Here is a 19,537-nt window from a genome sequence, read left to right as displayed (position 1 = left end):
TTTATGTTAATTTATCAATATTTTATTTTTGTTGATTTTTATGATCATGAACACTTTATCTCAACTTGCTAAAATGACCACTCTTGTTGCTGACACAGGTGATTTGTCTGCTATCATACGCCTAAAACCCATTGATGCAACCACCAATCCAAGCCTAATTACATCCGCTTTTATCAGTGGTGAATACGACGATATTGTCTGCAGTACTAAACACCTTACAACTGAGGAAGCGATTGATTATTTAACAGTTTGGTTGGGCAAACTGATTTTGGAACACATTACAGGACGAGTTTCTACTGAAGTTGATGCTAAATTATCATTTGATACCCAAAAAACCGTTACAAAAGCCCTGCAATTTATTGACGCTTATGAAAAATTGGGCGTTAAAAAAGAACGAATTTTAATCAAGATTGCCGCAACATGGCAAGGCATAGAAGCCGCAAAAATCCTAGAACAGCAAGGCATTCACTGTAATTTAACCTTACTATTTACTCAAATTCAAGCTCAAGCCTGTGCTGATGCTGGTGTTACACTCATTTCACCATTTGTTGGACGAATCACAGACTGGCAAAAACAGCATGAAAATAAAGAAACCATTGATATTCATGATGATTTAGGCGTGCTTTCAGTTAAAAATATTTATCATTTTTATAAAAAACACGGTTACACTACAGAAGTTATGGGAGCAAGTTTTAGAAGCTGTGAGCAGATTTTGGCATTGGCAGGTTGTGATTTATTAACCATTTCACCTACTCTATTAGATGAATTATCCAACATGGATAAACCTGTTATCAGAATGCTAAGTTTTGATAAAAAATTAGAAAACAAACCATCAGTCATTGATTTTGATACTTTTAATCAAACACAAAATCACCATCCACTCAATCAATTATTGCTAAAAGGCATTGATGGTTTTATTCAAGCTAGAGATGTGTTGGCAGAGAAATTAACCCGACAATAATTCTTTGGTTAGCAATAAACCATCGTAAAAAACACTTTACAAAAAAAGAAAACGCTTGTAATCTATCAGCTTAAATATTGATAAATTTCGTTATTTTTGGAGGTTGTTTGATGAAAAAGTATCAATGTGTGGTTTGTGGCTGGATTTATGATGAAGCTTTAGGCTGCCCTGAAGAGGGCTTACCTGCCGGCACACGCTGGGAAGACATTCCAGAAGACTGGACATGCCCTGAATGCGGCGTTGGCAAAGCTGATTTTGAAATGATTGAAATTTAATCCTAGTTATGACCTCATCATCTGCGTTATTACCAAAACCGCCTCAAAATTGGCAAAAACTAGGGCAGCTTTGGCAGTCCTCTGATTTATCACCTTATTTGTACCAGAGCATGGTAAAAATTAATGATAACATTACTCTATGCGTCGAGGCAGGCGGCAACCCTGACAATCCGCCTTTGGTGTTTATTGCTGGTTTTGGTTCGCAGATGATGTTTTGGCCTGATGACTTATTAAAACTATTTATTGATGCTGGCTTTTTTGTTGTGCGATTTGACAATCGTGATACTGGTCTATCAAGCAAAATTCCCGCTCAAAACATGCTTTCGCGACGAAAAACCTTAACGATGATTGCCAAAAATCAACTTGGATTTGGCAATAAAAAGCAAGAGGTTGCCTATACTTTGGTGGATATGGCTGATGATGTGGTTGGTTTAATACAAACATTAAATCTAACTGGCGTCAATTTAGTTGGTGCATCCATGGGGGGTATGATTGCTCAGATTGTCACTGCTAAACACAAAAACCTAATTCATAAGCTTATTTTGCTATTTAGTAGCAGCAATAAAGCGTTTTCTAAGCTGCCCCGATTAAAAGAATTTTCTACGTTTTTTCGTCGTCCCCAAAGCTATTCTGAACGCGATATGGTGCGTCATGCTGTGTGGTTTATGACGACGGTTGGTTCACCCGGACATCTTGATATTAAAGGTACGCGCGCAGTTGCTCAAACTCGCTATCATCGCGATTTTTACCCCTTAGGCATCGCCCAACAAATGAATGCAATTTTGGCAACTGGCTCTTTGCTACCCTACACTAAAAAAATCACCACGGACACACTTATCATTCATGGTAATAAAGATGGATTAATTCATCAAAGTCATGGGCGATTTCTTGCTAAAACCATTAAAAATAGCCATTTTGTCGTTGTAGAAGGACTTGGACATGATTTGCCTGTTTATTATTATCCTTATGTTGTTGGGCTTATTAAACAGCACTGTTTATCCTAAATCATTCATCAATTCATTTTTGTAACTCATTGAAATTATTTATCACAACCAATTGCTAAATTTTATTATTAGCGCTATTAATAATAGAATATTACAAATTTATTACCTGTAAGGTCTGATTTACATTGATGCACAAACGTTTATTTGCTTATTTTTTTAAAATTAGAAGTAATCTATATAAAAGGTTTAAAAATTGATAAAATTTGGGTATGATAACAGTTTTTAAATTTATTGGGCGTTGGTTGTCATGATTTATGATATTATTGGTGATGTTCATGGTCAAGCTGACAAGCTGATTGGGCTTTTGAATAAACTTGGTTATCAACATGATGGCAAAAGCTACGTCGCCCCAAATGGTCATCAAGCAATTTTTATTGGAGATTTGATTGATAGAGGCAAAAAACAACTCACCACATTAAACATCGCCTTTGACATGCTGGACAATCAGCAAGCCCAAATCATTATGGGTAACCACGAATACAATGCTCTAGCCTACGCCACAAAAAGCGATATAGACCACACGCATTATTTACGTCCACAGACTGCCAACAATACTAAACAACATCAGGCTTTTTTAGATGAGGTTATTTTTTATTCAGATACACATCATCATTGGTTAAATCGTTTTTGGCAACTACCGCTTTGGCTCGAACTTGATGATGCAATTTTTATTCACGCCTGCTATGACCCATCAGCGATTGCCTTGTTAAAAAAAATATCACCCAACCACCTACTCACGCCCGAAATTTTGCAAAATGCCAGTAAAAAAAATACAGCTGAATTTATCGCCATAGAACGTATTTTAAAAGGCATAGAAGCGCCATTGCCAGATGGTGTAATTTTTTATGATAAAACAGGCATTAAACGTAAACATGCTCGAGTTAAATGGTGGATGAATGATTGGCAACATCAATCCATTCAAGACATTTTATTTGCTAAAAATTTACCCAATTTACCTTTATCCAACCTACCAGATGATTTGACTTATTTTCATATTGACACTCAAAAACCCATTTTTATTGGGCATTATTGGCTATCTGGCAAACCTGCCATTTTATCAGAGCAGGTAGCCTGCGTGGATTATTCAGCTGGCATTGATGGTTATTTAACCGCTTACCGTTTTGATAGTCGTCATCAACATTTGGATAGTTGTCATTTTATACAATATCGTGATTAATATTTTAATGGTTTATATTTTTAATTTTATTTATTTGGGATAATTTATGTCACATTCTATACCTTCTACCATTTCTTCACCAAGTGGCGCGCCTAAAGTTGGCATTATCATGGGCAGTCAATCAGATTGGCAAACTATGAGTCAAAGTGCGCAAGTTTTGGTTGATTTTAATATACCCTTTGTTTGTGAAGTCGTTTCCGCTCACCGCACCCCAGACAAATTATTTGATTTTGCCAAAACCGCCAAAGATAAAGGGTTACAAATCATCATCGCTGGCGCGGGTGGAGCAGCCCATTTACCCGGAATGTGTGCCAGCCAAACTTCTTTACCTGTGTTGGGTGTGCCTGTAAAATCCAGCACCTTAAGCGGATGGGATAGCCTATTATCCATTGTACAAATGCCAAAAGGTGTTGCCGTTGGCACCTTAGCTATTGGCACAGCGGGCGCTTTTAATGCAGGACTGCTTGCCGTTCAAATATTGGCGCTTCACGATGATGAACTTGCTCAAAAATTAAATGTTTTTCGCAACAATCAAACACAAACTGTTTTAAACAGCCCTATTCCCGGTGTCATCAACTCATGAATGCATATTCCAACCCACAAAATAAAACTCACACTATCAAAACCATTGGCATTTTAGGTGGTGGACAATTAGGCATGATGATGGCGCAATCGGCACTCAAACTTGGGATGAAATGCGTATTTTTAGAAGATGCAAAAGACGCTCCTGCCAATCTTTATGGTCAAGTTTACACCAATAATCAGCTTGATGACTTTGCCAAAACCTGCGATGTTTTTACTTTAGAATTTGAAAATACGCCTGTTCAAACTGCTCTTTTTTTATCCAATTTAACCAATCAACGTGATTTTTTTCCTGCGCCAAACGTCTTAAAAATTGCTCAAGACCGGCTTGCTGAAAAATCATTATTTCGTCAATTGGATATTGAAACTGTACCCTTTATGGCGGTCAATAGCTTTAATGAACTACAAACCGCATGTGATAACTTGGGTCTGCCTTTGGTGCTTAAAACCAGTCGAGGTGGTTATGATGGCAAAGGACAATTTGTCATCAAAACATCAAATGACATTCAGACTGCTTGGGAGGCTCTTGGTAGTGCAACCACCGGTCAAGGCGGACTAACCAAAACACCCGCGCCCTTAATTGCCGAAGGATTTATTAATTTTAGCCGAGAAGTTTCCATTATTGCCGTTCGCAGCCAAACAGGTGAAATTCGGTATTATCCATTGGTGGAAAATCATCATCAAAATGGCATTTTAGTCAAAACCATCGCGCCTGCTCCAAACGCTCAAACGCTCACTCAAAAAGCTCAAGAAAATATTAAAAAACTTTTAGAGCATTTAGATTATGTGGGAGTTTTAACACTGGAGCTGTTTGTTAATGGCGATAATCTGCTTGCCAATGAAATCGCTCCTCGCGTGCATAATTCTGGACATTGGACCATAGAAGCAACGGTTTGCAGCCAATTTGAAAATCATATTCGCGCGGTGGTAGGTTTGCCACTTGGCAGTACAGATATTCTTAAACCGTCGGTCATGTTGAATGTTATTGGTAAATACCCTGATATTTCTCAACTGCTTAACTTAAATGGCGTGCATTTTCATCATTATCATAAACAAGAACGAGATGGACGAAAAATTGGTCATATTACTCTAATGCCCGCTTGTGATAATCACTTGGAAGATTTAACAAAAACGGTAGAAGCATTATTGTAAAAAGATGGTAAAACACTCAAATGACCAGTTTTAAATTTATCAATTATCAATTATTGAGAAACCAAGTTTAATTAGTTAAAAAAGTGTAAGAATTTTTAAACAATTTTTTTAAAATCCACAAGCTATTTTTACGATAATCAGGCATAATAACTCTAGATTGGTTATTGGTTTGATGATTGTTATGATGGAAATGTGGAATAAAGAGCTGGTTATTCAAAGGCTATTGGCAATTACTTTGCTTGCTGTTTTGATTGTTTTATGTTTAAAGGTTATTTATTTTTTTATTGCTCCTGCATTATGGGGAGCAATCTTAGCTTATGTTACCTTTCCATTTTACCGTTTTTTTTATCAAAAGGTCAAATTTAGCCCAAATTTTAGCGCATTAATCATGACAGTCAGCATCTCTTTGATGATTGGCATTCCTTTGGTTGTTGGGGTTTTTATACTGCAACAAGAAGTCATTAGTTTTTATGGTACTTTGGTTCGCAGGATTCAAGCAGGTTATGTGGATTTACCTGAAAACATTAAAAACCTTCCTGTTGTTGGGCAGCAAATTAAAGATATTTTGTGGGAAATGAATAAAAATCCCGATGCCACCATGGAGGCTTTTCGCTCATGGATACAATCACATCTATACTATGGCAAAATTGCTTTTGATGCTGCATTTAAAGGGTTTGCCAAACTTGGTATGGCGTTGATGACGCTGTTTTTCTTTTATCGAGATGGTTTGAGTCTAATGCATCAAATCCGCCAAGCTCTACGTAATATTATTGGCAATCGCATTGATGGCTATATCGATTCGGTTGGAGCAACCACGCAAGCGGTCGTTTATGGAATTGGACTGACTGCACTTGCTCAGGCAGTACTAGCAGGGATTGGTTATGCTGTAGCTGGCGCTCCCAACCCTATTCTTTTGACAATTTTAACTTTTATTATCGCACTCATTCCTTTTGGCACACCATTTGCCTGGGGTGGAGTTGCGCTTTGGCTTTTATCCCAAGGTCATACCACCGAAGGGATTGGGCTTGGTCTTTGGGGTACGTTTGTCATTAGCTGGGTGGATAATTTGATTCGCCCGATTGTCATCAGTGGCGCTACCAAGATTCCTTTTATCATCATTTTTATTGGCGTTTTAGGCGGTTTGACCGCTTTTGGAACGGTGGGATTATTTATTGGTCCTGTGGTGCTAGCAATTGGGCTTGCGGTATGGCGCGAATGGATAAGTCAGCATAAAAATGAATTTTTTGCCCAAAAACTAGAACATAAGGAATCTTAATGAACCAAAATCAATCTTCTATTTGTGTTGTATGTGATGAAAATATTGCCTGCATTGATGACTATTTGGGCAAACATCACAATATCAATGTTGTCAAACTTGCTGGCAGGCAAATCAACCAAAACACGCTTGATAAATATCGACCCGATGCTTTATTTATCCGTTCAGTCAGTCAGATTAATTCAAAAATTTTTAATCGGCTGCATCAGCTCAAATTTGTTGGTTCAGCCACGATTGGCACCGACCACGTCGATAAAGATTTTTTACAAAAAAATAATATCACATTTGGTAATGCCAAAGGCTGTAGTAAACATTCTGTCGCCCAATATGTGATAACCGCCATTTTGACGTTATATCCTGATTATTTATCTAAAAAAATTACTTTGGGTATTATTGGTCTTGGCAATATTGGCAGCACGTTAGCACACTATGCTCAAGATTTAAATTGGCAAATTTTAGGGTATGACCCTTTTTTAGAAAAATCAGAATTAAACAACAGTGATTTTAAAGATTTATTAAACCACAGTGATGTTGTTAGCATTCATACGCCCTTAACTAAAAATACCGTGTATCCAACTTACCAATTATTCAATAAAAGCACCCTAACCCATCTCAAAAATCATGCATTATTAATTAATAGCGCGCGTGGGGAAATTATTTGTCAAAATGATTTGATTGAAAGTATCGTTGATAAAAAAATAAAAACGGTATTGGATGTTTTTCCTTTTGAGCCTAATATTGATAATAATTTATTAAATTCATTAACAATTGCCACGCCACATATCGCAGGCTATACTTTAGAAGGTAAAATTCGTGGCACTGATATAATCTATCAAAAGTTTTGTCAAACTTTTAATTTACCAATCAAACAAACTATTGAGTCATTATTACCAAATAATCCATATCATTGGCAAATACTCAAAAACGATTTATCTTTATTACCAAACTATTATGATATTTATCATGATGATAAAAAATTAAGAAATATTAATAGCCAATATAATTTTGGTAAACAATTTGATTTATTAAGAAAGGATTATCCTTTAAAAAGAGAGTGGCTGTTTAATGAATAATATAAAAAATAAGCAAACAAATGACTATCAACCTTCTTTGTCAGTGGATTTGGCCATTAGAAAAGCTCAAATGCTCGCTGATATTCGACTTTTTTTTGCTAAAAAACATGTATTAGAAATTACAACACCGATATTATCACATTATGGCAATACTGAAGTTTTTATTGATTCAGTGCGCGCCCTATTTCATCAAAACGGTCAATTAAAAACAGGTTATCTACACACATCGCCAGAATTTGCCATGAAACGAGTACTGGCAGATTATCAATTACCTATTTATCAAATTTGTCAAGTTTTTCGTGATAATGAAAAAGGCAGTAAACACAATATTGAATTTACCATGCTGGAATGGTATCGTCCACATTTTACGCTTGAACAATTAATAAATGAATTAGGTGAGTTATTAACTAAAGTTTTTCATCGTCCAATGCCAATAAAACGCTATCGTTATGCTCAAACATTTATTGACAAATTAAATATTCATCCATTTTTAGCAGATATTGACACTTTAAAACAATGCGCCATAAAACACGATATTTTTGTTGATATGGGTGATGATAAACAAAGTTGGTTAGATTTATTATTTAGTCATTTAATTGAGCCTAGTTTAGGTTTTGATTTACCAACCATCATTTTAGATTATCCACCACAAACAGCATCTCTTGCCAAAATTGAATCAGACAAGGATGGTCATTTAATCGCAAAACGTTTTGAGCTGTATATTGACGGTATTGAAATTGCAAATGCTTATGATGAATTGTCTGACGGTGAAGAATTGCTCCAACGATTTGAAAATGACAATTTTAAGCGCCAGCAATTAGGATTAAATACCATCCCTATTGATATTAATTTAATAAATTGCTGTCGAGATTTACCGCCTTGCAGCGGCATCGCTTTAGGTATTGACCGTTTGTTTATGGTTTATGGAAAACTTGATAGCATTCAAAATGCTATTACCATCACAACGGATAATGCTTAAATTTAAAAAAACCGCTTAAAAAAATAAGCGGTTTTTTAAATCATGTTGTTAATTAATCGGCTTTAGCCATTAAGCTAGCATTGCCGCCAGCAGCAGTTGTATTGACACTGCAAGAGATTTCTTCAAACACTTGCAAAATATCCACCCCTTGCTCTGATGGTAAAATACGAATTAACGCCCCATCACATTGTGCTAAAGTTTGTTTTATTGCGCTTGGTAATGGCTCCAAGGCTACCACACGACTAATTCCTGTATTTTCTGGTTTATCAGCAATTTCCAGTAAACCTTTTAAATCACCTACATAAGCAGACAACGGGCTTTCTTGCTGAACCACAACATGCACGCCTGCAACGCACAAAACAGCCAACGCGCAAACAGCTTGGAGTAAATTTCCTCCATAAATCCAAATGCGTTTTGAAGCGTGCCAGTGCAATGAATTGCGTTCGCCCGTTGGTCCTGGAAGCAAGGCTTCTGCTTTACACAAATTACGAGCAGCTGATTTTTCTAAAGTTGTTTGAACGATGCTTTTCTCTTCTGTATTAAACGGCAGCTTGTGAATCAAGGCTTCGAGGCGTTTGAGCGCGGCTTCGTCCGCTTGTCCGATGCGGCTCAGCGGCGGGGCAACCCATTCGGGGATGCGGGTCAGTTTTTGCAGGTAGAACGAGCCCCCTGCTTTCGGACCAGTACCGGACATACCGTGTCCGCCGAACGGTTGTACGCCGACGACCGCGCCGACGATGTTGCGGTTGACGTAAACGTTGCCCGCTTCGATGCGTTCGCGGATGCGTTTGACCGTGCCTTCGATGCGGCTGTGTACGCCGCTGGTGAGCGCGTAGCCTTTGCTGTTGATTTGGTCGATGATTTGGTCAAGCTCGTCGGCGCGGTAGCGGACGACGTGCAGCACCGGACCAAAAACTTCGCGGGTAAGTTCGTTCAAGTTGTTGAGTTCGAACAAAATCGGCAGCACGAAGGTGGATTTCGCAGGATCAACGTCGGAAGCGGCTTTGACTTCGTGGTAAGACTTGGCAATGCCTTTCATTTTGTTGATATGCGATTGCAGGTTTTGCTGCGCTTCGGCATCGATGACGGGGCCTACGTCGGTGGTGAGCTGAACGGGTTTGCCGACGACCAATTCGTCCATCGCGCCTTTGATGATGGCGAGCATCTTGTCAGCAACGTCCTCTTGGACGCACAGGATGCGCAGGGCAGAGCAGCGTTGTCCCGCGCTGTCGAAGGCGGAGTTGAGCACGTCCAAGCAAACTTGCTCGGGCAGCGCGGTGGAGTCAACAATCATGGCGTTTTGACCGCCGGTTTCGGCAATCAAGACGGGGCTGTCGTCGCGTTTGGCAAGGGCTTTGTTAATCAGTTGCGCCACTTCGGTCGAGCCGGTGAAAATCACGCCGCCGATGCGCGGGTCGCCTGTCAACGCTGCGCCGACATCGCCTGCGCCGAGGACAAGCTGCAAGGCGGAAGTCGGGATGCCTGCTTCGTGCATCAGGGAAACGGCGTAGCTGGCAATCAGGCTGGTTTGTTCGGCAGGTTTGGCGATGACGGTGTTGCCGGCTGCCAATGCGGAAACGACTTCGCCGGTAAAGATGGCGAGCGGGAAGTTCCACGGGCTGATGGCGACGATGGCACCGACGGCTTTGGCATCTTTGGGCAGGGTGTTTTCGGCTTCGCCTGCGTAGTAGCGGCAAAAATCGACGGCTTCGCGCACTTCGGCGACGGCGTTATTCAGCGTTTTACCGGCTTCGCGCACGGCAAGCATCATCAGCGCGGGGGTGTGCTGCTCCAGCAAATCGGCAAAGCGGCGCAGGCATTCGGCGCGCTCGGCGGCTGGCGTCGCGCTCCATTCAGGAAATGCGGCAACGGTTGCACCGACGGCTTCTTGGGCAAGAGCGGCGTCGGCAAAGCTGACTGTGCCGACGATGTCGTCGTGGTCGGCGGGGTTTTTAATCGGCTGCGCTTCGCCGACATCGCGGGCTTTACCGTTGATAATGGATGCGGCATGGAAGTCTTGCGCGGCGGCACGGTTGAGTTTTTCTTGAAGCTGTTGCAACACGGTTTCGTTGCTGAAATCGACGCCTTGAGAGTTCAGACGACCCCTGCCGTACAAATCGCGCGGCAGCGGCAAGGCGTTGTGCAGGTGGATGCCTTGTTCGGCGATGGTGTCGAACGGGCTGCGGATCAGCGTGTCGATGCTGATGTTTTCATCGACGATTTGGTTGACGAACGACGAGTTCGCGCCATTTTCCAACAGGCGGCGCACCAAGTAGGCAAGCAGGGTTTCGTGCGTACCGACCGGGGCGTACACGCGCACGCGGCGGCCTAAGTTTTGCGGGCCGACCACTTGGTCGTACAAGGTTTCGCCCATGCCGTGCAGGCATTGGTGTTCAAAGTCTTTGCCTTTGCCCATTTGGTAAATCGCGCCCAATGTGTAGGCGTTGTGGGTGGCGAATTGCGGGAACACGGCGTCTTGCGCGTCCAGCAGTTTGCGCGCGCAGGCGAGGTAGGAAATGTCGGTATGGACTTTGCGGGTGTAGGTCGGATAGCCGTCCAGGCCGTCCACTTGCGCCCATTTGATTTCGCTGTCCCAGTACGCGCCTTTAACGAGGCGGATCATCAGTTTTTGATTGTTGCGGCGGGCAAGGTCAATCAGATAGTCGATGACAAAGGGGCAGCGTTTTTGATATGCCTGAACGACAAAGCCGATGCCTTTGTAACCGGCTAAATCGGGGTCGGAAACGAGTGCCTCCATCAAATCCAAAGACAGCTCCAAACGGTTGGCTTCTTCGGCGTCGATATTGATACCGATATCGTATTTTTTACCCAAAAGGAACAACTCTTTCAGACGAGGCAAGAGTTCGCTCATCACGCGTTCGTGTTGGGCGCGCGAGTAGCGCGGATGGATGGCGGAGAGTTTGACGGAAATGCCGTTGCCTTCGTAAACGCCTTGTCCGGCGGCGTCTTTGCCGATGGCGTGAATGGCTTGAACGTAGTCGTTGTAATAGCGGTCGGCATCTTCTTGGGTGTAGGCGGCTTCGCCCAACATATCGAAGGAGAAGCGGTAGCCCATTTTTTCACGCTCTTTGCCGTTTTGCAGCGCTTCTTCAATGGTTTGTCCGGTAACAAACTGCTTGCCCAATAAGCGCATGGCGTAGTTCACGCCTTGGCGGATCAGGGGGGCGCCGCCTTTGCTGACGAGGCGGTTCAGAGCCGAACCCATCTGCTTGTCGCTCGGCGCGGTCAGTTTGCCGGTAATCAGCAAGCCCCATGCGGCGGCGTTGACGAACAGGGACGGGCTGTTGTTCAAATGGCTTTTCCAGTTGCCTTCGGAAATTTTGTCGGCAATCAGGCGGTCGCGCGTCGCATTGTCGGGAATGCGCAGCAAAGCTTCCGCCAGACACATCAGCGCAATGCCTTCTTCGCTGGAGAGCGAAAACTCGTGCATCAGCGCATCTACCCCGCTGGCTTTGGTGCGGCTGGCACGAACCTGCGTAACCAAACGGCGCGCGAGTTCGGACGCCGCCCGACGCTCCTCATCGCTCATCTGGGCGCGTTGCAGCATATCCTGAACGGCTTCGATTTCGTCGCGGCGGTAAGCATCGGTAATCGCTTGGCGCAGTGGCGTTTGTGTCGGAAAAGCAAAGTCAAACATTTTAAGATTCTCCAAAGTTTTTATGATGATTTTCAGACGACCCCATCCCTTCGCGGGGTCGTCTGAAAAGATTTAAAGCATATAGATAATATCGTAATAAATTTATACGGGGCGAACAAGTAATTTACCTTGAAAACAGGGTTTTTTGCTTTGATAAAAAGCAGATAAGGTCAAAAGACCGAATTATCACTATTGGCGTCAAAATAAAAACAAAACCTGTTGTCCATAAAAAATTCAGACGACCTACAATAGATGGTAGGTCGTCTGAAAACACTTATTTCGCCTCGCGGTATTCCGCGTCCGCTTTTTCAAAACGTTCTTGGATTTCACGAGACGGCTCTTTGTCGGTCAGTGAAACCAAAATAGCGATCACCAAACAAGCGATGAAGCCGGGAACGATTTCGTACATGGTCAAAAGACCGGTTTCATGTGCAGCCAAAGCCGGTTTTTTGACCCACTCCGCCCATGCCACCACAGTCAGCGCGCCGGCAATCATGCCCGACAAAGCGCCATATGCCGTGATGCGTTTCCACAATACCGACAGAATCACAATCGGACCGAACGCTGCTCCGAAACCTGCCCAAGCATAAGACACCAAGCCTAAAACTTTGCTCTCAGGGTCGGAAGCAATCAGAATCGAGATAATAGCAATCGCCAATACCATCAGACGACCAATCCACACCAATTCTGACTGCGGCGCATTTTTGCGCAAAAAGCCTTTGTAGAAGTCTTCGGTAATTGCGCTGGAGCAAACCAAAAGCTGGCAAGACAAAGTGGACATGACCGCCGCCAAAATCGCGCTCAAAATAATGCCTGCAATCCAAGGGTTGAACAGCAATGTGGAAAGTGTAATAAAGATACGTTCGTGGTTGCCCTTCATTGAAGCGACTTGGTCGGGGTTTGCTCCAAAATACGCAATGCCAAAATAACCGACCGCGACCGCGCCTGCCAGACACAACACCATCCAAGTCATACCGATGCGGCGTGCGGATACCAGCGATTTTGCGCTCTCAGCCGCCATAAAGCGCGCCAAAATGTGCGGCTGACCGAAATAGCCCAAGCCCCATGCGGCTGTGGAAATAATGCCGATGACGGTCGTACCGGCAAACAGGCTGCCGTATTCTTTGCCTGTGCCTGCGGCAACGCTCTGAATTGCGGCAGACATTTGTTCTGCGCCGCCCAGACCCAGATACACCATTACCGGCGTCAAAATCAGCGCAAAAATCATCAAAGAAGCTTGCAGCGTATCCGTCCAGCTGACCGCTAAGAAGCCACCCAAGAAGGTATAAGCAATGGTCGCGCCCGCGCCTAACCACATGGCTTGGGTGTAAGTCATGCCTTCAAACAGGCTTTGGAACAAAGTTGCGCCCGCCACAATGCCCGAAGCACAATAAATCGTGAAGAAAAACAAGATAATCAGCGCGGAAACCACTTTCATCAAATGTCCGCCCGCGCCAAAGCGGTGGAAGAAATAATCCGGCAGCGTCAGCGCATTATTGGCATATTCAGTATGCACACGCAGACGGCCCGCCACCAAAAGCCAGTTGAAATACGCGCCGATCACCAAACCGATGGCAATCCAAGCCTCATTCAAACCGCTCAAATAAATCGCGCCGGGCAGGCCCATCAAAAGCCAGCCCGACATATCGGACGCGCCCGCCGACATCGCTGTAACAAACGGGCCCAAGCTGCGGCCGCCCAAAATATAATCATCGAAATTGCGCGTGGAGAAATACGCGGCCAGACCAATCAAGAGAACAGCAACCAGATAGATTGCAAAAGTGATATACATGGGATTCATTTATTCGTCCTCGTCCAATCCTCTAAAATACAGGCTCCTAAATTGTAAGCAATCCATGCCTGATTTTGAAATATCAAAAATCTATTATCTTACTCTTACAATAAAAATTGTAACTTATTTATTTCAGCATATCACAAATTTATATACTTGCAAAGTATACAAATGTTATTTTTTATAAATGATAATAATAATCGTTAATTATAAAAAAATCAAGAAAAATTCAATAAATAGTGTAAAAAGCTATACTTATTTCTTATTTTGGGCTATCAAATTATTAATAACAATTATAAAGAACCATTGATAGTTATTAAAATTAACAGAATAATGTGATTAAAAAACCATTCATAAAAAAATAAATTAATTGATTTTAAAACAAAAATATTATTTAATCTTAAAATTAAAAATGGCAATATCAGTTAATATGATTATAAGATTTATTTTTATTTCAATTTTTAAATAATTTTTTTTAAAACAATAAGATATGATACTAATCTTAATTATGGTTTAAAGTATAACACATAATTATATAAATAAAAAAACTGCTTAAAAAGTTAAGCAGTTTTTTTCTTGATTAAATTACCATTGATATAAAGCGCCAGCGCCAACACCTAAATGACCATCTGTATTAGCAGAAAAACTGCCCTTAAACACCCAATTGCCATTATCACTCATGGTGGATAAACCAACCGCAACTGCGGATTGACCACCATAATAGCCGCTACCCACACTTAAGCCAGTAGCACCAGGTCTAGTAACCTGAGGGATTGAACTGTGGGCAATCGCGCCTGCGACCCCTGCGTAGGCTTTTTTGCCGACGCGTTCGATGTTGTTTTGCAGGGCGTTACCTACGCCGGCGAGCTGGTTCAGGTTGACCGCATCAGTACCTTCTTTCGCCGGAGCGACGTTGGTGATGCGTTGTCCGCCGTTGTTCAGACCGATCGGGCTGAGGCTGACGGTATTCGCCGGATTATGGGCGGTCGGAGCAGCGATGCTGACACCTTGCGCGTTAACGGTTACACCGCCTGCAGTCACGCTGGTTACGTCGAGTTTATCGGCAGTCGCAACGTTGTACACGGTCTGACCGCTGTTGCCGGTCGTTTGGTTAACGACGACGTTCTTACCTGCGGTAACTTCGGTTTTCGCCGCCGTCGCTTGTGTCGCTACGTTGGCAATCGCCTGATTGGTGTAATACAACTGGCTGCCGTTGATCGCATCGGTCGAATCCGCCGATACCACACCTGCGGCTACACCTTGTACCTGACGGGTCTCGTCCGTGCCGTTGCCGACGGTAACGACACCGGCGACTTTGTTCGCTGCGGCAGTCGAACCTGCTTTGCCTGCTACGGCTTTGTCGTTCAGACCGCCGTAGGTGTAGGCTTCGCCTTTGGCTGCATCAGCCGTGCGGATGCCTTGGGTTTGGGCGCGGTCTCCGAGGTAGACGGAGTCGTTGACCGTGGCTTTGATGTTGCTGCCCAGTGCGTAGGCGTTGTCGGCGGATACGTTGTTGTTGTTACCGATGGAGTAAGAACTGTTGCCGCTTACTACGGTCGGGTCACCGATGGCGCCGGAGTTTTTGCCGCTGACGATGTTGCCGGTACCGATGGCGATGGTGTTCTCGGCGTTGGCTTTAGCACCTTTACCGATGGCGATGGCGTTGGTGCCTTTGGAGGCGGCTTGGAAGCCGACTGCCGTGGCGTAGGCGCCGCTCGCGCTAGAGTCTTCGCTGTTATAGGCCTGTACATCAGGATTTACCTTTCCATCATTAGTATGGAAGAACTTGATACCTTGTTCGTTCATACGGCCTACGGCTTCGATGACGTTGTTGGTCACGTACATGCCTTGGTCTTCGACGTTGTAGGTCACGAGGCTGTAACCGTTGGACTGGGCAATCTTGGTCTCGTTCGTAACGTTGGTCACGTTCGGATTGTTGCTGTTGTCCACCAGGGTAATGTTTTTGATATTACCCAAGCCTGCTTTGCCGTCTGCTTCGACTGCCGGCGGTGCGGTGTTGACGTTGCCGCCGTTGCTGCCGATCAGTTCGTAAACTTGGTGCAGTTGTCCGCCGTTGACGGCATCGGTGCTGCCTGCGGCGACGGTGCCTGCGGCGACGCCGGTCACTTTCTTACCGCCTGCGTTGATGCCCTCGGCAGTGATGTTCACATCGCCTGCTTTCAGACCGTCTTTACCCAGTGCCACTTTGTCGCCGACGTTGACGCCGTTGTTGTTCACAACAGTATCGCCTGCTTTGACGCTGTCGACTTTCAGATCTTTGTTGAGACCGACCTGAATGCCGTTCGCACCTGCGCTGGTGGTGATGTTGGCATCGCCTTTAACAGCCACGGTATCGCCCAGTTTGTTGGCAACGGTCTTACCGCTGTCGCCTGCGAAGCTGATGCCTTTGTTGTCTACTGCGTCTTTCGCCGCTACGCCTTTGGCGATGTCGTCTTTGACGGCTTTAGACAGGTCAACCGCGTAGTCGATCACATTGTTGGCATCTTTTTTGCCTTTGGTCACGACGATTTTGTCGGAACCTGCGGAGACGCTCGCACCGTCTGCGTTAACGGTGTAAACGGTTTGACCGTTCGCGCCTTGTTTGCTGGTCACGCCGGCGATGTTGGTGCCGGCTTCGACTTCGGTCTTGGCAGCGGCAGTCAGACGGTTCAGCTGTCCGACGTTGGCGGCATCGGTGTCTTTCACACCGGCGGCAACGTTGCTGATGGCTTTGTTGCCTGCGTTGATGCCATCAGCAGTGATGTTCACATCGCCTGCTTTCAGACCGTCTTTGCCCAGTGCCACTTTGTCGCCGACTTTAACGCCGTCGTTGTTCACAACGGTATCGCCTGCGGTGAAGCTCTCGGCTTTGAGGTTGGGTGCGGTCGCCACTTTGTAAGTGGTGCTGCCGTCGGCATTTTGCTCTGGTGTGACGACGATGTTGTCGTTGCCGCTGTCCACTTTAGATGTCGCTTTCGCTGCGGCTGCTTTGAGCTGTGCAACGTTTACTGCGTCGGTGTCGGCTTCGCCTGCGGCAATGTCGGACACTTTATTGCCACCGTTGTTCAGACCGTCTTTGGTCAGGCTGACGGGCTTGCCTGCTTTGCCGTTGCCCACAGTCAGTCCGTTGTCGGTCAGAACGCTGCCGCCTACGGTCACTTTGTCGAAGGAGACGTCGTCTGAAGTCGCTACGGTGATGTTCTTACCGTTGCGGCTGACTTTGACGTTTTTGCCTTCTTTGAAGGTCACGGTGTCACCTGCACCGATTTTTTCAGACGAGGTTTCGTCGTTGGCATTCAGGTTCCAGCCTTTGTCGGCAGTTTCTTTGACTGCGGCAATGGCGTCATGGACGTTGTCTTTGCCGGTACCGCCGATGTCGGTGGTGGTCACGTTGCCTTTGTTGTTGGCCGCGTTACCGCCGAGGATTTTCGCCAGGTTGGCTTGGGCTGCGTTCAACTGCTCTTCGCTTGCGGCTTGAGCTTTGGTAGCGAAGTCCGCACTGCCCAGGGTGGTGTTGCTCAGACCGGAAATCAGACCGGCGGTACCGTCGATTACGAGCGGTTTGTTGCCGTTGCCGGCTTTGCCGACGGTAATCTTGTCGGCCAGCGAGAAGTCGATGCCGTTTTCGTCGGCGCGGGTCAGGATGTTACCGTCGCCTTTGACGCTCAGGCTGTCACCCAGTTTCTTCGCACCGGTCGTGCCGTTGTCGGCGGCAAAGGTCAGACCTTTGTTGTCCACCGCGTCTTTTGCCGCGACGCCTTTGGCGATGTCGGCTTTGGCTTCGTCAGTCAAATCCAGCGCGTAATCGGTAACACCGTCGGCGTCTTTCGCGCCTTCGCTGACTTTAACCGCACCGCCCGCCGCTTGGCTGAGGGTGGTCTTGTCGGCGTTAACCGTGTACTCGGTGTTGTTGCCGTCCACTTTTTCGCTGACGGTAACGTTCTTACCGGCAACGACGGTGGTGGTTTTTTCAGTGGCGGCGAGTTGTTCGTTCAGCTGCGCGACGTTGACGGCGTCGGTGTCTTTTACACCTTTGGCTACGTTGGCAATCTTGTTGCCGCCGTTGTTCAGACCGGCATTGGTCAGAGACACTTGCCTTGGTGAACCGTCCGCACCGATCTTCAGACCTTCTCCGCTCAGTACGCTGTTGCCGGAGATGAAGCTGTCGGCCAGTACGGTAGTAGCGGAAACCGTACCGAATTCGACATCGTCTTCAGTCTCAATCGTCAGCTCTTTACCGCTGCGTTTCACTCGGATGTTCTTACCTTGTTTCACGGTCACGGTGTCGCCAGCTGCGATTTTTTCGCTTTCGCTGTCGGCTTCGTCGTTCGCTTTCAGCTTCCAACCTTTGTCGGCTGTCGCTTTCACTGACTTGATCGCGTCGTGGACGTTGCTTTCACCTGTACCGCCGATGTCGCTGGTCGTAACGTTGCCGTTGTTGTTGGCTGCGTTACCACCCAAGACGTTTGCCAAATTCACTTGGGTTGCGTCCAGTTGGGCTTCGGTCGCGGCTTTGTTTGAGTCGGCCAATGGAGCGGCACCCAATGTGGTGTTGGTCAGTCCGCTGACAATACCTTCTTTACCGTCAATCACTACCGGCTTGCCGCCGTTCGCTGCGTCTTTACCGATGGTCACTTTCTCGGCCAGGCTGAAGTCGATTTCTTTGCCTGTACCGCTTGTGGTAACGATGTTCTTGTCTTTGCTTGTGTACTTGACTGTATCGCCCAAGTTGACTTTTTCAGACGACCCGTTGTCCGCAACGATGTTCAGACCTTTGTTCAACTCTTTACCAACCTCGTTCAATGCGTCTTGAACGGTGTGTACAGGGGTACCCGCCGTACCGTCGGCATGATTGACGGTAAAGTTGGGCTCTGCGATAGAACCATCCGCACCAACAGTCGTATTTAGCGCTGTTGCCAACGGTTTGATTTGGCTGACATTCACTCCGTCGGTGTCTTCCGTACCTTTGGCTACGTTGGCGATTTTGTTGCCGCCGTTGTTTAGACCGTTTTTAGTCAGGGAGACAGAAGAACCTGCCGTGCCGTTGGAGATGGTCAATCCGTTATTCTCCAACACGCTATTACCCGCGGTTACTTTAGGCGTAACCAATCCTGCAGTCGTCAGCGTGCTGTCGCCTGCTTTCAAGGTAGTGGCAGTTACGCTGGTCAACGTAATATCGTCATTCAGCTTGACGGTAACATTGTCGTTGTCGGCGGAAGTAGTGATGTTATTGCCGCCTTTGATGCCGACGCGCTCACCCAGTTTTTTGCTTGAGGTCGAAGTATTGCCGTCCGCATCAAAAGTCAGACCTTTGTCAGCCAGCTCTTTAAGCTGAGTATAATTCACAGCATCATCCTCATTTTCACCTTTAGCAACTTTGGTGATCTTGTTGCCGCCGTTGTTCAAACCGGACTTAGTCAGGGATACGGGTGAACCTGCCGTACCTTTGGCAATGTTCAGACCGTCATTCGTCAGTACGCTATCACCCGCCTTTAAAGTATTAGCAGTTACGCTAGTCAATGTGATTTCGTCTTTCAGTTTGACTTTAATGCCGTCTGTACCTGCTTCGGTTTCAATATTTTTGTTATCGCCTTTGATGTTTAAACTG

General features: G+C 45.3%; 13 protein-coding genes. 10 read left to right on the top strand and 3 right to left on the bottom strand.

Going from position 1 to position 19,537, the window contains the following annotated elements:
* Positions 1-46: 46 nt before the first annotated feature.
* From ACZBKJ_RS09085 to epmA, 9 genes are all read left to right on the top strand, one after another.
* Complete coding sequence (locus ACZBKJ_RS09085) at positions 47-961, top strand: transaldolase family protein (RefSeq protein WP_463200743.1); 915 nt, start codon at positions 47-49, stop codon at positions 959-961.
* Between the two features lie 110 nt (positions 962-1,071).
* Positions 1,072-1,236, top strand: coding sequence for a rubredoxin (locus tag ACZBKJ_RS09080; RefSeq protein WP_463200742.1), 165 nt, complete (start codon positions 1,072-1,074; stop codon positions 1,234-1,236).
* An 8-nt stretch (positions 1,237-1,244) separates the two neighbouring features.
* Positions 1,245-2,240: an alpha/beta fold hydrolase gene (locus tag ACZBKJ_RS09075; RefSeq protein ID WP_463200741.1), complete on the top strand. Its 996-nt coding sequence runs from the start codon at positions 1,245-1,247 to the stop codon at positions 2,238-2,240.
* Between the two features lie 247 nt (positions 2,241-2,487).
* On the top strand, positions 2,488-3,417 hold the full coding sequence (locus ACZBKJ_RS09070; protein ID WP_463200739.1) for a metallophosphoesterase: 930 nt from the start codon (positions 2,488-2,490) through the stop codon (positions 3,415-3,417).
* Between the two features lie 46 nt (positions 3,418-3,463).
* Positions 3,464-4,000 carry a 5-(carboxyamino)imidazole ribonucleotide mutase gene (gene purE, locus ACZBKJ_RS09065; protein ID WP_463200738.1) on the top strand — a complete coding sequence of 179 codons (537 nt, stop codon included), beginning with the start codon at positions 3,464-3,466 and terminating at the stop codon, positions 3,998-4,000.
* Positions 3,997-5,151, top strand: a complete 1,155-nt coding sequence (locus tag ACZBKJ_RS09060; RefSeq protein WP_463200737.1) for a 5-(carboxyamino)imidazole ribonucleotide synthase — start codon at positions 3,997-3,999, stop codon at positions 5,149-5,151. Before purE ends, ACZBKJ_RS09060 begins: the two co-directional genes overlap by 4 nt.
* Before the next feature lie 181 nt (positions 5,152-5,332).
* Complete coding sequence (locus ACZBKJ_RS09055; protein ID WP_463200763.1) at positions 5,333-6,427, top strand: AI-2E family transporter; 1,095 nt, start codon at positions 5,333-5,335, stop codon at positions 6,425-6,427.
* Complete coding sequence (locus ACZBKJ_RS09050) at positions 6,427-7,500, top strand: 4-phosphoerythronate dehydrogenase (RefSeq protein ID WP_463200736.1); 1,074 nt, start codon at positions 6,427-6,429, stop codon at positions 7,498-7,500. The genes ACZBKJ_RS09055 and ACZBKJ_RS09050 overlap by 1 nt, the downstream gene beginning before the upstream one ends.
* The gene (gene epmA, locus ACZBKJ_RS09045) at positions 7,493-8,479 is read left to right on the top strand and encodes an EF-P lysine aminoacylase EpmA (protein ID WP_463200735.1); all 987 of its coding nucleotides are present in this window, start codon (positions 7,493-7,495) and stop codon (positions 8,477-8,479) included. Before ACZBKJ_RS09050 ends, epmA begins: the two co-directional genes overlap by 8 nt.
* Before the next feature lie 52 nt (positions 8,480-8,531).
* Here epmA and putA read toward each other — a convergent pair whose 3' ends face one another.
* From putA to ACZBKJ_RS09030, 3 genes are all read right to left on the bottom strand, one after another.
* A complete protein-coding gene (gene putA / locus ACZBKJ_RS09040; RefSeq protein ID WP_463200734.1) occupies positions 8,532-12,137 on the bottom strand; it encodes a bifunctional proline dehydrogenase/L-glutamate gamma-semialdehyde dehydrogenase PutA in 3,606 nt (1,201 codons plus the stop codon).
* 274 nt (positions 12,138-12,411) lie between these two features.
* On the bottom strand, positions 12,412-13,938 hold the full coding sequence (putP, locus tag ACZBKJ_RS09035) for a sodium/proline symporter PutP (RefSeq protein ID WP_463200733.1): 1,527 nt from the start codon (positions 13,936-13,938) through the stop codon (positions 12,412-12,414).
* A 576-nt stretch (positions 13,939-14,514) separates the two neighbouring features.
* Entirely contained in the window at positions 14,515-19,335 is a 4,821-nt protein-coding gene (locus ACZBKJ_RS09030; RefSeq protein ID WP_463200731.1) for a YadA-like family protein, read from the bottom strand.
* Here ACZBKJ_RS09030 and ACZBKJ_RS09025 point away from each other — a divergent pair.
* Positions 19,319-19,537 (top strand): hypothetical protein (locus tag ACZBKJ_RS09025; protein ID WP_463200730.1); only part of this gene is annotated, 219 nt, incomplete at its 3' end. The genes ACZBKJ_RS09030 and ACZBKJ_RS09025 overlap by 17 nt on opposite strands.

Source organism: Moraxella sp. I5G (genome assembly GCF_055193055.1).
The sequence above is the reverse complement of the archived record's forward strand: the minus strand, read 5'-3'. Positions and strand labels throughout refer to the sequence as shown.

Coding starts and splice junctions, on each gene's coding strand:
- putP (WP_463200733.1), bottom strand. CDS start 13,938: ATGAATCCCATGTATATCACTTTTGCAATCTATCTGGTTGCTGTTCTC.
- ACZBKJ_RS09085 (WP_463200743.1), top strand. CDS start 47: ATGAACACTTTATCTCAACTTGCTAAAATGACCACTCTTGTTGCTGAC.
- ACZBKJ_RS09050 (WP_463200736.1), top strand. CDS start 6,427: ATGAACCAAAATCAATCTTCTATTTGTGTTGTATGTGATGAAAATATT.
- ACZBKJ_RS09075 (WP_463200741.1), top strand. CDS start 1,245: ATGACCTCATCATCTGCGTTATTACCAAAACCGCCTCAAAATTGGCAA.
- purE (WP_463200738.1), top strand. CDS start 3,464: ATGTCACATTCTATACCTTCTACCATTTCTTCACCAAGTGGCGCGCCT.
- putA (WP_463200734.1), bottom strand. CDS start 12,137: ATGTTTGACTTTGCTTTTCCGACACAAACGCCACTGCGCCAAGCGATT.
- ACZBKJ_RS09055 (WP_463200763.1), top strand. CDS start 5,333: ATGATGGAAATGTGGAATAAAGAGCTGGTTATTCAAAGGCTATTGGCA.
- epmA (WP_463200735.1), top strand. CDS start 7,493: ATGAATAATATAAAAAATAAGCAAACAAATGACTATCAACCTTCTTTG.
- ACZBKJ_RS09080 (WP_463200742.1), top strand. CDS start 1,072: ATGAAAAAGTATCAATGTGTGGTTTGTGGCTGGATTTATGATGAAGCT.
- ACZBKJ_RS09070 (WP_463200739.1), top strand. CDS start 2,488: ATGATTTATGATATTATTGGTGATGTTCATGGTCAAGCTGACAAGCTG.
- ACZBKJ_RS09060 (WP_463200737.1), top strand. CDS start 3,997: ATGAATGCATATTCCAACCCACAAAATAAAACTCACACTATCAAAACC.